The sequence below is a fragment of the Serratia sp. BW106 genome, assembly GCF_002607755.1.
Lineage (GTDB): Bacteria > Pseudomonadota > Gammaproteobacteria > Enterobacterales > Enterobacteriaceae > Serratia > Serratia proteamaculans.
The window spans coordinates 66,918-80,641 of sequence record NZ_MCGS01000034.1 but is presented as its reverse complement, the minus strand read 5'-3'; the positions used below and the strand labels follow the sequence as shown (position 1 = coordinate 80,641).

Here is a 13,724-nt window from a genome sequence, read left to right as displayed (position 1 = left end):
AAAAACCTCATCGGCGCCTCAACCGGGCTGCTGTTTGACTGACAATGCTTCTCGGTTTTTCCCCGATCCGTTACACTGCGGGGCGGAAGATTGACGATAACAAGAGGTTCCTCATGTACCACGACCTTATTCGTAGTGAACTGAACGAAGCGGCCGATACCCTGGCGAAATTTATCAATGACGACGCCAATATCGACGCGATCCAACGCGCAGCCGTGCTGCTGGCCGATTCCTTTAAAGCCGGTGGGAAAGTCATTTCTTGCGGTAACGGTGGCTCCCACTGTGACGCGATGCACTTTGCCGAAGAGCTGACTGGCCGCTACCGTGAAAACCGTCCGGGTTATCCGGCGATTGCCATTTCCGACGTTAGCCACCTGTCTTGCGTCAGCAACGACTTTGGTTACGAGTATGTATTTTCACGCTATGTGGAAGCGGTAGGCCGTGAAGGCGACGTATTGCTGGGTATTTCCACCTCAGGCAATTCCGGCAACATCATTAAAGCCATCGAAGCGGCGCGCGCCAAAGGGATGAAAGTGATCACCCTGACCGGCAAAGACGGCGGCAAAATGGCCGGTTCTGCCGATGTGGAAATCCGCGTACCGCACTTCGGTTACGCAGACCGCATTCAGGAAATTCATATCAAAGCGATCCACATCTTGATTCAGCTGATTGAAAAAGAGATGGTTAAGGCTTAACGGCTTTAGGGGGCATGGCGCCCCCGTTAATAATGCACAGGGGCGCAGTTGATCGCGCCCGAATAGACGGTGTCAGTGGGAGTTAAGGAGTGGCTGGCGATGTGTGAATTGCTCGGGATGAGCGCAAACGTACCGACCGATATTTGCTTTAGCTTTACCGGGCTGGTTCAGCGCGGTGGCCGTACCGGGCCACATAAAGATGGTTGGGGCATTACCTTCTATGAAGGGAACGGTTGCCGCACGTTTAAGGATCCCCAGCCGAGTTTCGACTCGCCGATCGCCCGTCTGGTGCAGGAATACCCGATCAAATCCTGCGCGGTGGTATCGCATATCCGTCAGGCCAATCGCGGTGAAGTGGCGCTGGAGAATACCCACCCGTTTACCCGCGAACTTTGGGGCCGTAACTGGACCTACGCGCACAATGGCCAGTTGAAAGGCTACCGTCAGTTGGAAACCGGCACTTTCCGCCCGGTCGGCCAGACTGACAGCGAGTACGCTTTCTGCTGGCTGCTGCATCAGCTTTCCCTGAAATACCCGCGTACCCCGAGCCGTTGGCCGCCGGTGTTCCGTTATATCGCTCTGCTGGCGGATCAACTGCGTCAGAAGGGGGTATTTAATATGTTGCTGTCGGATGGGCGCTTTGTGATGGCTTATTGCTCCACCAACCTGTATTGGATCACGCGGCGCGCGCCGTTTGGCAAAGCCACGTTACTCGATCAGGATGTGGAGATTGATTTTCAGCAGCAGACCACACCCAACGATGTGGTCACGGTGATTGCTACCCAGCCGCTGACGGCGAATGAAACCTGGCACAAGATTGCGCCAGGCGAATTCGCATTATTTCACTTCGGTGAGCGGCTTGGTCTGAGCGAAGGGATTGGTACTGACAGCGGGAGCCGTGTTTGACGCATACTGCGTCATCTGGCCGCTGCTCAGCACGGGTTGACCCAAGACGTACTGACCATTGGCTACGCTGACCATCGGTGGCTGGTGGTTTTTGACAAAGTAGTCATAGCCCGGTTTCAGCTGACGCCAGAAGGCGATGTAGCTGGAAGAACTGTGGCGTTTCAGGTTCTTATCGGTCATGCGGAACGGATAGATACTGATATCAATCCGGTTCTGTCCGTAGGCGAACGCAGCTTCGACGTAGCGGTAAATCTCATCCATATAGGTGTTGGTCATCGCATAACAACCAATCGATTTACATTCACCGTGGATCATCAGATAAGCGCCGGAATAGCCCTGTGATTTATCGTAATCATTTGGGAAGCCGATATTGATTGCCCGATAATACTTGCTGTCGGGTTTCAGATGGCGCGCGTCGACGCTATAAAAGCCTTCCGGACTCTTAAAGTCACCTTCACGGCGTTTCGGGCCGAGGCCGCCGGAGAAATTACAGATTTGGAAAGAGTTCACCAGACGGAATTCGTTGCCCATTTTGGCATACAATTCCAGCGTGCGTTCTTCTTTGAAGATCTGAATATAGACCGGTGAACCCACTAATTGCTGCTTAACTACCGGAACCTCGGGAACCTGCTCGCTGGCGCTGCAGGCCGTGATCATCGGCATAGAAAAAAGCATCGCAAACAACAACGCGATTTTGCTCATTATTATTCCTGCTTATATTTATCTGTCGGCTCAATGCAATTGGCCAACATGCCACTGATTATTGTTTTACGGTCTTAAAACACCGCCAGATTACCAGTGTGTTCTTTTTTAGCAATATGCGATGTGTATAAAAAAACTACAAACTTCGATAAAAGTGAATCTATAGGCAGATTTTAACGATTAGTCGCGTAAAACGGCCGAAATTTAATTGTGTTTGCTTGACTCAGGTCACTGCCTGACGCAGAAAAATGTTGTGGAAAATGTTAATATTCCGGCTCGAATAAATGCGCAAAAAATGGACGCAGGAGTTAATCAACGGAATGTACGTTAGCCCATTTTATCAGTGCGAAAGATTTCATGTTGAGCGTGATGCCGTTGCGCTCAACCCAGAGGCTGCTGATGCGGCCTCATCATCCAGGCATCGTCAGTACCAGCCTCTGGGGTCGGTAAGACGTGTGAAACTAACCAACATCGTATAAAACCTATGATTAAAATCAGAAAAGGGTTAGACCTGCCAATTGCCGGAACCCCGGTTCAGGCGATTCAGGACGGCCCAGTCATTCAGCATGTCGCCCTGCTTGGGGAAGATTACGTCGGAATGCGCCCGTCTATGCTGGTGCAGGAAGGCGAGAGCGTTAAAAAAGGCCAGGCACTGTTTGAAGATAAAAAGACCCCCGGGGTTTTCTTCACCGCGCCTGCCAGTGGTCGCATTGTGGCCATCAATCGCGGTGAACGACGCGTATTGCAGTCGGTCGTCATTGCCGTTGAAAACGGCGGCGATGATCAACTGGAGTTCGCTCATTTTCCGGTCGCCGAACTGGCGATGCTGCCGCGCGAACAGGTTGAAAGCGAACTGATCGCCAGTGGTCTGTGGACCGCACTGCGCACCCGTCCCTTCAGCAAAACACCGGCACCGGGCACCAGCCCACGCGCCATCTTCGTTACCGCCATCGACAGCCAGCCGCTGGCCGCCGATCCGCAGGTGATCATTTCCGAGCAGTTGACGGCGTTTAACGCCGGGCTGGCGGTATTGGCTCGCCTGACTGACGGCAAGGTGCACGTTTGTCATGCCGCAGGGGTGACCCTGGGCAAGCAGCCCGATGCGCAGGTGACCTATAACGAATTCGCCGGTCCGCATCCTGCCGGGCTGGTGGGCACCCATATTCATTTCCTCGAGCCGGTCAGTTTGAAAAAAACCGTCTGGCATATCGGCTATCAGGACGCGATTGCCATCGGCACCTTGTTCACTACCGGCAAGCTCGATACCCGCCGGGTAGTGGCACTGGCCGGGCCGCAGGTGGAACAGCCGGTACTGCTGCGCACCCGGTTGGGCGCCAGCATCGACGAACTGACCGCCGGCCGTCTGAAAGCGGGCGAGAACCGGGTCATTTCCGGCTCGGTGCTGAGCGGCACCCACGTCGCCGGGCCGAACGCTTACCTTGGCCGTTTCCACTCGTTGGTTTCCGTGCTGCAGGAAGGGCGTGATAAAGAGCTGTTCGGTTGGATTGCCCCATCACCGGATAAATTCTCCATTACCCGCACCACGCTGGGCCACTTCCTGAAGAACAAGCTGTTTGCCTTCTCGACCACGACTCACGGCGGTGAGCGTGCGATGGTGCCGATCGGCAACTACGAGCGGGTAATGCCGCTGGATATCCTGCCGACCCTGCTGCTGCGTGACCTGCTGGCGGGTGACAGTGACAGCGCGCAGGCGCTGGGCTGTCTGGAGCTGGATGAAGAAGATCTGGCGCTGTGCACCTTTGTTTGCCCCGGCAAGTATGAATACGCTCCGGTGCTGCGCGATGTGCTGACCAAGATTGAGCAGGAAGGATAACCGATGGGCCTGAAGAATTTTTTTGAAAAGATCGAGCATCACTTCACTCCGGGCGGCAAGCTGGAAAAGTGGTACCCGCTGTATGAAGCGACCACCACGGTGTTCTATACCCCGGGGCAGGTGACGCGTGGTGCTTCGCACGTGCGCGATGCTATCGATCTGAAACGCATGATGATCCTGGTGTGGCTGGCGGTCTTCCCGGCGATGTTCTGGGGGATGTACAACGTCGGCCAGCAGGCCATTCCGGCACTGCACCACCTTTACAGTGGCGATCAACTGCAGCAGGTGCTGGCGGGCGATTGGCACTACCGGTTGGCGCAATGGCTCGGAGCCTCGCTGGCGGCGGACGCGGGCTGGATCAGCAAAATGGTGCTGGGTGCCTGCTATTTCCTGCCAATTTATGCCGTGGTGTTCCTGGTGGGGGGCTTCTGGGAGGTGCTGTTCGCGGTCATTCGCAAGCATGAGATTAACGAAGGCTTCTTCGTCACCTCGATTCTGTTTGCGCTGATTGTGCCGCCAACGCTGCCGCTGTGGCAGGCCGCGCTGGGTATTACCTTCGGCGTAGTGGTAGCCAAAGAGATATTCGGCGGCACCGGACGCAACTTCCTTAACCCGGCGTTGGCGGGGCGTGCGTTCCTGTTCTTCGCTTACCCGGCGCAGATTTCCGGTGACCTGGTGTGGACCTCCGCCGACGGTTTCTCCGGCGCGACTCCGCTGGCACAGTGGAGCGCGGGCGGGGCACACAGCCTGAGCAACGTGGCTACCGGCCATTCCATTAGCTGGATGGACGCGTTTCTCGGCAACATCCCCGGCTCGGTCGGTGAAGTCTCCACGCTGATGATCCTGCTCGGCGGGGCGATAATCCTGTTTGGCCGCGTGGCTTCCTGGCGCATTGTCGCCGGTGTGATGCTCGGCATGATGGCTACCGCCTTCCTGTTCAATTCGATCGGCTCTACCACCAACCCGCTGTTCGCCATGCCGTGGTACTGGCATCTGGTGTTGGGGGGCTTCGCCTTCGGTATGATCTTTATGGCTACCGACCCGGTTTCTGCCTCGTTTACCAACAAGGGGAAATGGTGGTACGGCATTCTGATTGGCGTGATGTGCGTGCTGATCCGGGTGGTCAACCCGGCCTATCCGGAAGGCATGATGCTGGCGATCCTGTTTGCCAACCTGTTCGCGCCGCTGTTCGATTACCTGGTGGTGCAGGCCAACATCAAGCGGAGAAAAGCCCGTGGCGAATGAATCTAAAAACGACAGCATCGGTAAAACGCTGCTGGTGGTACTGCTGCTGTGCCTGGTGTGTTCTGTGGTGGTGGCGGGTTCCGCCGTCGGCCTGAAGTCCAAACAGCAGGAACAGAAGCTGCTCGACAAGCAGCGCAATATTCTCGACGTGGCCGGCTTGCTGCAGCCAAAAATGGAAGGTGAGCAGGTCAAGGCGCTGTTCACCCAACGTATCGAACCGCACCTGCTGGATTTGAACAGCGGTGAGTTTGTCACCGGTAAGGCGACGGCGTTCGATTTGGCTGCGGCCCTGCGTGATGACGCCAAAAGCGTAGCGCTGCCGGCGGCTGACGATCCGGCCGGCATCAAGCGTCGCAGCAATCAGGCTGAAATCTACCTGGTGCGCGACGACAGCGGTGCGGTCAACAAAATCGTGCTGCCCGTCTACGGCACCGGCCTGTGGTCGATGATGTACGCCTTTGTGGCGTTGGATAACGACGGCAACACGGTGAAAGGCATCACTTACTACCAGCAGGGGGAAACTCCGGGACTGGGCGGTGAAGTTGAGAATGCCAGCTGGCGCCAGCAGTGGATCGGTAAAAAGTTGTTTGACGACAACGGCCAACCGGCGATCCGCGTGGTGAAAGGCGGGGCGCGTCAGGGGGATGAACACGGGGTGGACGGCTTGTCCGGTGCCACGCTGACCTCCAACGGCGTGCAGCATACTTTTGACTTCTGGTTGGGCGAGCACGGCTTTGGCCCGTTCCTGCAAAAAGTTCGTGAAGGAGCGCTGAAAAATGGCTGATTCCAAAGAGATTAAACGGGTCCTTTTAGGGCCGTTGTTCGACAACAACCCGATTGCCTTGCAGGTGTTGGGCGTCTGTTCCGCGCTGGCGGTAACCACCAAGCTGGAAACGGCGGTGGTGATGACCATTGCGGTGACGCTGGTCACCGCGTTCTCCAGCTTCTTTATTTCCCTGATCCGTCACCATATTCCGAACAGCGTACGCATCATCGTACAGATGGCGATTATTGCCTCACTGGTCATCGTGGTCGATCAGTTGCTGCGCGCCTATGCGTTTGAAATCTCCAAGCAGCTGTCGGTATTTGTCGGCTTGATCATCACAAACTGTATCGTGATGGGGCGCGCCGAGGCGTATGCCATGAAGTCTCCGCCGATCGAGAGCTTTATGGACGGCATTGGTAACGGGCTGGGCTATGGGGTGATCCTGGTGCTGGTCGGCTTCCTGCGTGAGCTGTTCGGTTCCGGCAAGCTGTTTGGCATTCCGGTGCTGGAAACGGTGCAGAACGGCGGCTGGTATCAACCGAACGGCCTGTTCCTGCTGGCACCGAGCGCGTTCTTTATCATCGGCCTGCTGATTTGGGCGCTACGCACCCTGAAACCAGCGCAGATCGAAAAGGAGTAATGGCCGATGGAACATTATATCAGCCTGTTTGTACGCGCGGTGTTCGTTGAGAACATGGCGTTGGCGTTCTTCCTGGGGATGTGTACCTTCCTGGCGGTGTCGAAAAAGGTGTCGACCGCCTTTGGTCTGGGTATCGCGGTAACGCTGGTGCTCGGGATCTCCGTACCGGTGAACAACCTGGTCTACAACCTGATCCTGCGCGACGGTGCGCTGGTGGAAGGCGTTGATCTGAGCTTCCTTAACTTCATTACCTTTATCGGCGTGATTGCGGCGCTGGTGCAGATTCTGGAGATGATCCTCGATCGCTTCTTCCCGTCGCTGTACAACGCACTCGGCATTTTCCTGCCATTGATCACCGTGAACTGCGCCATCTTTGGCGGCGTGTCCTTCATGGTGCAACGTGACTACAACTTCGTCGAATCGGTGGTGTATGGCTTCGGCTCCGGCACCGGCTGGATGTTGGCGATTGTCGCGATGGCGGGGATCCGCGAAAAACTCAAGTATGCCAATGTCCCCGCAGGGTTGCGCGGCCTGGGCATTACCTTTATCACCACCGGGCTGATGGCGTTGGGCTTTATGTCCTTCTCCGGTGTTCAGTTGTAAAGGCGGGAAGAATTTATGGAAATTATTTTAGGCGTCGCGATGTTTACCGGCATCGTTATGGTGCTGGTGCTGCTCATCCTGTTTGCCAAATCCAAGCTGGTGAACACCGGTGACATTGCGGTGGAAGTGAACGGCGATCTCGACAAAAGCTTTACCGCTCCGGCGGGCGACAAGCTGCTGAATATGCTCTCCAGCCAGGGGATCTTTGTTTCGTCTGCCTGCGGCGGCGGCGGTTCTTGCGGCCAGTGTCGGGTGGTGATCAAAGAGGGCGGCGGCGATATCCTGCCGACCGAGCTGTCGCACATCAACAAGCGTGAAGCGAAAGAGGGCTGTCGCCTGGCTTGCCAGGTGAACGTGAAGCAGAACCTGAAAATCGAGCTGCCGGAAGAAATTTTTGGCGTGAAGAAGTGGGAATGCGAAGTTATCTCCAATGATAACAAAGCCACCTTTATCAAAGAGCTGAAGCTGAAAATCCCTGATGGGGAAGACGTGCCGTTCCGCGCCGGTGGGTTTATCCAGATTGAAGCGCCGGCACATGACATCAGCTATGCCGATTTTGAAGTGCCGGACGAATACCGTGGCGACTGGGACAAGTTCAACCTGTTCCGCTATCGCTCAGTGGTGAATGAAACCACGGTGCGCGCCTACTCAATGGCCAACTACCCGGACGAGAAGGGCATCATCATGCTCAACGTGCGTATCGCTACGCCGCCACCGCGTGATCCGGACGTGCCACCGGGCATTATGTCTTCTTATATCTGGTCGTTGAAAGCCGGTGACAAGGTGACCATCTCCGGGCCGTTCGGCGAGTTCTTCGCCAAGGAGACCGACGCGGAAATGATCTTTATCGGCGGTGGTGCCGGTATGGCTCCGATGCGTTCACATATCTTTGACCAGCTCAACCGCCTGAAGTCGAAGCGTAAAATCACCTTCTGGTACGGCGCGCGTTCACTGCGTGAAATGTTCTACGAGGAAGATTTCAACCAACTGCAGGCAGAGAACGAGAACTTCACCTGGCATGTGGCGCTTTCCGATCCGCAGCCTGAGGATAACTGGACGGGTTACACCGGCTTTATCCATAATGTTCTGCTGGAGAACTATCTGCGTAACCACCCGGCGCCGGAAGACTGCGAATTCTACATGTGTGGTCCGCCAATGATGAACGCCGCGGTGATCAAGATGTTGAAAGATCTGGGCGTCGAAGACGAAAATATCATGCTTGATGACTTTGGTGGCTAAATGCGTGCAGGGGCAATGAAGGGGTTAATGACCACGGTGGCGCTCAGCGCTACCCTGTTATTGACCGGCTGCGGACCGGAGCAGGTGAATCTCGATGGCAAAACCATGGGGACCTCTTATTCGATCCGCTATGTCACCGGGGACGACACGCCGTCTGCCACCAAAATGCAGGCGGAGATCGACAAGCGCCTGGAATTGGTGAACGACCAAATGTCCACCTACCGGCCGGGCTCTGAACTGAGCCGCTTCAACGCCAGCCGCGCGGTGGATAAACCCTTCCCGGTATCGGCAGCGACCACCGAGGTGGTGCTGGAGGCGTTGCGTATCAACCGCGTCACCGACGGTGCGCTGGATGTGACCGTCGGGCCGTTGGTTAATCTGTGGGGCTTTGGCCCGGAAGGCCGCCCGGACAAAGTACCGAGCGCCGCCGAGCTGGAGCAACGCCGCGCCTGGACCGGGATCGACAAGCTGTCGGTGCAGGGTAACGCATTGGTAAAGAGCATTCCTGAGCTGTATGTCGATCTTTCCTCGATCGCCAAGGGCTATGGGGTGGATGTGATTGCCCAGTACCTGCAATCGCAGCAGGTTAAGAACTACATGGTGGATATTGGCGGTGAGGTACGGACTCGCGGCCATAACGGTGAGAAAAAACCGTGGCGTATCGCCATTGAACGGCCAACCGCCGGCATGGAGCAGAAGGCGCAGTTGGTGATCCAACCGGGCGAGATGTCGATCGCTACTTCGGGGGATTACCGCAACTACTTCGAGCAGGGCGGCGTGCGTTATTCGCATACCATAGATCCGGTCACCGGCAAGCCGATCCACCACCATCTGGTCTCGGTCACCGTGTTGAGCCCGACCTGTATGGCTGCCGACGGCCTGTCGACCGGGCTGAACGTACTGGGGCCGGAACGCGGCATGGCGCTGGCGAACCTGATGGGGATCCCGGTGTTCATGATTGTGAAAACCGCTAAAGGTTTTGAAGAGCGCTACTCCGAGGCGTTCAAACCCTATTTGAATAAGAGCTGATGAGGTCGCTATGTTGACAGTATTTGTCGCCAGCTTCGTGTTGTTTCTGCTGATTGTCGGCGGGATGTCGTTGGGTTACGTGTTCAAGCGTAAAAGCCTGCAGGGCAGTTGCGGCGGCATTACGGCGCTGGGGATGGATAAAGTCTGCGACTGTCCTGAACCCTGCGATGCCCGTAAAAAGCGTCTGGAGAAAGAGGCGTTGCGCCAGCAGCAGTTGGAAAAACACCGGATCATCTGAATAACAGGGGCGCATGCAGCGCCCCTTTTTTTATCGGTTATTTAGCCTTAACGAAGCTCTTTGCTTCGGCCGGTGAGTTGACCATAACCCCATCCACGCCTAGCGCCAACGCCTGCTGGTATTCCGCCGGTGAGTTGATACCGAACAGAATGATGTGCGCCGGTCCTTGCGAACGGAAGCAGTCGATCGATTCTTTATCCCAGGTCAGAAACGCCTTGGAGCGCCCTTCACCCAACGTAAATTTCTCCACCACTTCCACTTCACGTTTCAGTTCCAGCCCGTACCAGCGCGGTTGCTGATTGTCTGGCTTCAGCTCACACAGGTGTGACAGGCTGATATTCGCCAGCAGGTCGCGGGTTTCATCGCGGGTCTCAAAACGTTTAATCGCCGGTGGCAGCGCCTGCAGATATTTGGCATCGGTGGAGTACACGCGGGTGCGGTTCAGGCTGTGGGTCTTTTCCAGCGTTGCCAGCAGGGCTTTACCGAACTGGGCCGGGTCAGCGTCCGGTGATTTGATATCCAGATAGAAATTGACCTTGGGGAAGGCGTTGAGGATCTCATCCAGCCGGGGAATACCAATGCCCTTACCGCGGAACGGATGAGTCTCCCCTTTGGCAAATGACCAACCGGCGTCAACTTTTGCCAGTTGCGCGGCGGTAAAGGCAGAGACCAACCCCTGCTGATTGGTCAGCGCCTTTAGATCCGAAGGGCGGTACAACACAATCACCCCGTCTTTGGATTCCTGCAGGGTGATCCAAATGGCATCGGCACCGTTTTTCAGTGCGGTTTCAATGGCGACGCGGGTATTTTCAGGGGCGTCGGCCGTTCCACCACGGTGAGCGATAATGGCGGGGGCGGCGGTAGCGGCAAGGGATATCAGGGATAAGGCTGAAGCTAATAAATAGACTGATAATGTTTTCATGTAGGGCACCATCCTGTGCGTAGCGTTATTGTTATCAGTAAGCGCGGCGGTTAATTTGCCACAGCGTACTATTGAAAAATTACGCTTTTTTAACAAGTCGAAGATAATTGGGTGAAACCCTGTTTTCTCCGAGTGGAGCCGAGGCTTGAGCTTTCCATTGTTGCCTGTATACTTATACAGTGTTATTGGAGGCGAGATGCGTAAAATCATTCATGTCGATATGGACTGCTTCTTCGCGGCGGTAGAAATGCGCGACGATCCCAGCCTGCGCGATATTCCATTGGCGATCGGCGGCAGTGCCGACCGGCGTGGGGTGATCAGCACCGCCAACTATCCTGCCCGTCGCTATGGCGTGCACAGTGCGATGTCGACGGCGATGGCGCTCAAGCTTTGCCCACACCTGAAACTGCTGCCCGGCCGCATGGCGGCGTATAAAGAAGCCTCGCAGCATATCCGTGAAATCTTTGCCCGTTACACCCCGTTGATTGAGCCACTGTCACTGGATGAAGCCTATCTGGACGTGACTGACTGCAGCCAGTGCAACGGTTCGGCGACGCTGATCGCCGAACAAATCCGCCAGACTATCTCTGATGAACTCAACCTCACTGCCTCTGCCGGTATCGCGCCGATCAAGTTCCTCGCCAAGATTGCCTCAGAGCTGAATAAACCGAACGGACAATACGTCATCACGCCGGCGCAGGTGCCGGCGTTTTTACAGCAGTTGCCGCTGAGTAAAATTCCCGGCGTGGGCAAAGTCACGGCCAAACGGCTGGAAGAAGTGGGGCTAATCACCTGTGCCGACGTGCAGCAGTATGATCTGGTGTTGTTGTTAAAGCGCTTCGGCAAATTTGGCCGGGTCCTGTGGGAGCGTTGTCAGGGGATCGATCTGCGTGAGGTCTCGTCAGAGCGGCTGCGTAAGTCGGTGGGGGTGGAGCGTACGCTGGCGGAAGATATTCATGACTGGGAAGATTGTGAAACACTGATTGTCGACAAGCTTTATCCCGAGCTGGAACTGCGGTTGCGTAAGGTGAAACCGGATCTGCACATCGCCCGGCAAGGGGTAAAATTCAAGTTTCAGGATTTCCAGCAAACCACCCAGGAACACGTCTGGCCGGTACTGAATAAAGACGATTTGATCAACGTGGCGCGGCAGGTCTGGCGCGAGCGGCGTGAAGGGCGCGGGGTGCGACTGGTCGGGTTGCACGTGACGCTATTGGATCCGCAGCTGGAGCGGCAACTGCTGCTGCCCTGGGAATAACAAAGGCGCAAATATTTGCGCCTTTGGTTTAATCACTAAATCATCTGTAACATTACGCGCGCTCTGGGATGGCCTTCAGCAGTGCGGTCAGCAATTTCCAATACAGACCCACGCTTTCGATATGCACCTGCTCATCCGGCGAGTGTGGCCCAGTGATGGTTGGCCCAATCGATACCATATCCATATTCGGGTACGGCTTTTTGAACAGGCCGCATTCCAGACCGGCGTGGATCACCATGATGTTCGGCGTCTTGTTGAACAGGTCCTGATAGATCTCGCGCACCAGATGCATGACCGGTGAGTCTGCGTCCGGCTGCCAGCCTGGGTAGCCGCCTTTTGGTGCGACCTTGGCGTTGGCCAACTGGCCCAGTGCGGTCAGCATGCCGACCACGTAGTCTTTACCGCTGTCGATCAGCGAGCGGATCAGGCAGATGATTTCTGCTTCGCTGTCGCTGGTGGTAACCACGCCCACGTTCAGTGAGGTTTCCACCACGCCTTTCACCGCGTCGCTCATGCGGATCACACCGTTTGGCGTACCGTTCAGCAGTGCCACAAAACGCTGTTGGCTATCGGCAGTCATCGCCTGAGAGGTGCTGGTGACAGGCTCCAGCAGCACGGTGATGTTCTTCTCTTTGGCCGCCAGTTCGTTTTGCAGGGTCGCCAGGAACGCCTGGCTCAGCGCTTTCAGCGCATCGGCTTTCTCGGCCGGTACGGCAACCACCGCAGAGGCTTCACGCGGGATAGCATTACGCAGCGTGCCGCCGTTCAGATCCAGCAGGCGCAGGTTCAGCTCAGCGCTATGATCGAACAGGAAGCGTGCCAGCAGTTTGTTGGCGTTGCCCAGCCCGACGTGGATATCAGCGCCAGAGTGGCCGCCTTTCAGGCCTTTGAGCGTCAGTTTCAGGGTTTGATAACCGGCAGGCAAGGCTTCGCGCTGCAGCGGCAGGGTGGTGATGAAATCAATACCCCCGGCGCAACCCATGTAGATCTCGCCTTCCTCTTCGGAGTCGGTGTTGATCAGGATATCCGCCTGCAGCCAGTTCGCCTGCAGGCCGAATGCGCCGTCCATACCTGCTTCTTCGGTCATGGTCAGCAGCACTTCCAGTGGACCGTGCTCGACGCTGTCGTCGGCCAACACGGCCAGCGCGGAAGCCATACCGATACCGTTGTCGGCACCCAGCGTGGTACCACGGGCCTTGATCCACTCGCCGTCAATGTACGGCAGGATCGGATCTTTGGCGAAGTCGTGCACGGTGTCGTTATTTTTCTGCGGCACCATATCCAGGTGCGCCTGCAGGGCGACCGGCTTGCGGTTTTCCATGCCTTTGGTGGCAGGTTTACGCAGCAGGATGTTGCCTACATGGTCACGCTCGGCGTGCAGGTGTTTCTCTTTGGCCCACTCGAGGATGTGCTGTGCCAGCGCTTCTTCATGATAAGAAGGATGCGGAATAGAGCAGATTTTGGCAAAAATATCCCACAGCGGCTGTGGCGAAAGTTGAGACAATTCAGACACTATAAGTCTCCTGTAACAGCATTCTCGGCAATGCGGGAATGCCGCTCGGTTAGGGTTAGGGGCATCTGTGCTTCGTGGCACGATCTCCAGAGAATATCACTTTCTTCCGGGCGGTGCCCGTGCCGTATTGCGCT

At 56.2% G+C, this 13,724-nt stretch carries 14 protein-coding genes; 11 read left to right on the top strand and 3 right to left on the bottom strand.

Going from position 1 to position 13,724, the window contains the following annotated elements:
- The first annotated feature begins 113 nt into the window (after positions 1-113).
- Positions 114-695 carry a D-sedoheptulose 7-phosphate isomerase gene (gene lpcA, locus BEI65_RS20795; protein ID WP_004949058.1) on the top strand — a complete coding sequence of 194 codons (582 nt, stop codon included), beginning with the start codon at positions 114-116 and terminating at the stop codon, positions 693-695.
- A 99-nt stretch (positions 696-794) separates the two neighbouring features.
- A complete protein-coding gene (locus tag BEI65_RS20790; RefSeq protein WP_099064928.1) occupies positions 795-1,601 on the top strand; it encodes a class II glutamine amidotransferase in 807 nt (268 codons plus the stop codon).
- Here the strand turns inward: BEI65_RS20790 and dpaA are convergent.
- On the bottom strand, positions 1,533-2,303 hold the full coding sequence (dpaA, locus tag BEI65_RS20785) for a peptidoglycan meso-diaminopimelic acid protein amidase (RefSeq protein ID WP_099064927.1): 771 nt from the start codon (positions 2,301-2,303) through the stop codon (positions 1,533-1,535). The two genes, BEI65_RS20790 and dpaA, sit on opposite strands and share 69 nt — an antisense overlap.
- 484 nt (positions 2,304-2,787) lie before the next feature.
- Here dpaA and BEI65_RS20780 point away from each other — a divergent pair, with 484 nt between their 5' ends.
- The 8 genes from BEI65_RS20780 to nqrM are packed head-to-tail and all read left to right on the top strand — an operon-like array spanning position 2,788 to position 9,897.
- Positions 2,788-4,137, top strand: a complete 1,350-nt coding sequence (locus tag BEI65_RS20780) for a Na(+)-translocating NADH-quinone reductase subunit A (protein WP_099064926.1) — start codon at positions 2,788-2,790, stop codon at positions 4,135-4,137.
- 3 nt (positions 4,138-4,140) lie between these two features.
- Positions 4,141-5,382: an NADH:ubiquinone reductase (Na(+)-transporting) subunit B gene (locus BEI65_RS20775; protein ID WP_085115341.1), complete on the top strand. Its 1,242-nt coding sequence runs from the start codon at positions 4,141-4,143 to the stop codon at positions 5,380-5,382.
- On the top strand, positions 5,372-6,166 hold the full coding sequence (locus BEI65_RS20770; protein WP_085115342.1) for a Na(+)-translocating NADH-quinone reductase subunit C: 795 nt from the start codon (positions 5,372-5,374) through the stop codon (positions 6,164-6,166). Before BEI65_RS20775 ends, BEI65_RS20770 begins: the two co-directional genes overlap by 11 nt.
- On the top strand, positions 6,159-6,788 hold the full coding sequence (locus tag BEI65_RS20765; protein ID WP_020825369.1) for an NADH:ubiquinone reductase (Na(+)-transporting) subunit D: 630 nt from the start codon (positions 6,159-6,161) through the stop codon (positions 6,786-6,788). The genes BEI65_RS20770 and BEI65_RS20765 overlap by 8 nt, the downstream gene beginning before the upstream one ends.
- A gap of 6 nt (positions 6,789-6,794) precedes the next feature.
- On the top strand, positions 6,795-7,391 hold the full coding sequence (nqrE, locus tag BEI65_RS20760; RefSeq protein WP_085115343.1) for an NADH:ubiquinone reductase (Na(+)-transporting) subunit E: 597 nt from the start codon (positions 6,795-6,797) through the stop codon (positions 7,389-7,391).
- Positions 7,392-7,406: 15 nt separating this feature from the next.
- Entirely contained in the window at positions 7,407-8,630 is a 1,224-nt protein-coding gene (gene nqrF / locus BEI65_RS20755; protein WP_099064925.1) for an NADH:ubiquinone reductase (Na(+)-transporting) subunit F, read from the top strand.
- The gene (locus BEI65_RS20750) at positions 8,631-9,659 is read left to right on the top strand and encodes an FAD:protein FMN transferase (RefSeq protein WP_099064924.1); all 1,029 of its coding nucleotides are present in this window, start codon (positions 8,631-8,633) and stop codon (positions 9,657-9,659) included.
- A 10-nt stretch (positions 9,660-9,669) separates the two neighbouring features.
- Positions 9,670-9,897, top strand: coding sequence for a (Na+)-NQR maturation NqrM (gene nqrM / locus BEI65_RS20745; RefSeq protein WP_012005403.1), 228 nt, complete (start codon positions 9,670-9,672; stop codon positions 9,895-9,897).
- Between the two features lie 37 nt (positions 9,898-9,934).
- On the opposite strand, the gene BEI65_RS20740 is transcribed toward nqrM, so the two are convergent.
- A complete protein-coding gene (locus BEI65_RS20740) occupies positions 9,935-10,819 on the bottom strand; it encodes a glycerophosphodiester phosphodiesterase family protein (protein WP_099064923.1) in 885 nt (294 codons plus the stop codon).
- Positions 10,820-11,015: 196 nt separating this feature from the next.
- On the opposite strand from BEI65_RS20740, the gene dinB reads away from it, so the two are divergent.
- Entirely contained in the window at positions 11,016-12,077 is a 1,062-nt protein-coding gene (gene dinB, locus BEI65_RS20735; protein WP_099064922.1) for a DNA polymerase IV, read from the top strand.
- A gap of 52 nt (positions 12,078-12,129) precedes the next feature.
- On the opposite strand, the gene pepD is transcribed toward dinB, so the two are convergent.
- Positions 12,130-13,590: a beta-Ala-His dipeptidase gene (pepD, locus tag BEI65_RS20730; protein WP_099064921.1), complete on the bottom strand. Its 1,461-nt coding sequence runs from the start codon at positions 13,588-13,590 to the stop codon at positions 12,130-12,132.
- Positions 13,591-13,724 lie beyond the last annotated feature (134 nt).

Excerpts from the sequence above, each read along its gene's own strand:
- lpcA (WP_004949058.1), top strand. The coding sequence starts at position 114 with ATGTACCACGACCTTATTCGTAGTGAACTGAACGAAGCGGCCGATACC.
- BEI65_RS20790 (WP_099064928.1), top strand. The coding sequence starts at position 795 with ATGTGTGAATTGCTCGGGATGAGCGCAAACGTACCGACCGATATTTGC.
- dpaA (WP_099064927.1), bottom strand. The coding sequence starts at position 2,303 with ATGAGCAAAATCGCGTTGTTGTTTGCGATGCTTTTTTCTATGCCGATG.
- BEI65_RS20780 (WP_099064926.1), top strand. The coding sequence starts at position 2,788 with ATGATTAAAATCAGAAAAGGGTTAGACCTGCCAATTGCCGGAACCCCG.
- BEI65_RS20775 (WP_085115341.1), top strand. The coding sequence starts at position 4,141 with ATGGGCCTGAAGAATTTTTTTGAAAAGATCGAGCATCACTTCACTCCG.
- BEI65_RS20765 (WP_020825369.1), top strand. The coding sequence starts at position 6,159 with ATGGCTGATTCCAAAGAGATTAAACGGGTCCTTTTAGGGCCGTTGTTC.
- nqrE (WP_085115343.1), top strand. The coding sequence starts at position 6,795 with ATGGAACATTATATCAGCCTGTTTGTACGCGCGGTGTTCGTTGAGAAC.
- nqrF (WP_099064925.1), top strand. The coding sequence starts at position 7,407 with ATGGAAATTATTTTAGGCGTCGCGATGTTTACCGGCATCGTTATGGTG.
- BEI65_RS20750 (WP_099064924.1), top strand. The coding sequence starts at position 8,631 with ATGCGTGCAGGGGCAATGAAGGGGTTAATGACCACGGTGGCGCTCAGC.
- nqrM (WP_012005403.1), top strand. The coding sequence starts at position 9,670 with ATGTTGACAGTATTTGTCGCCAGCTTCGTGTTGTTTCTGCTGATTGTC.
- BEI65_RS20740 (WP_099064923.1), bottom strand. The coding sequence starts at position 10,819 with ATGAAAACATTATCAGTCTATTTATTAGCTTCAGCCTTATCCCTGATA.
- dinB (WP_099064922.1), top strand. The coding sequence starts at position 11,016 with ATGCGTAAAATCATTCATGTCGATATGGACTGCTTCTTCGCGGCGGTA.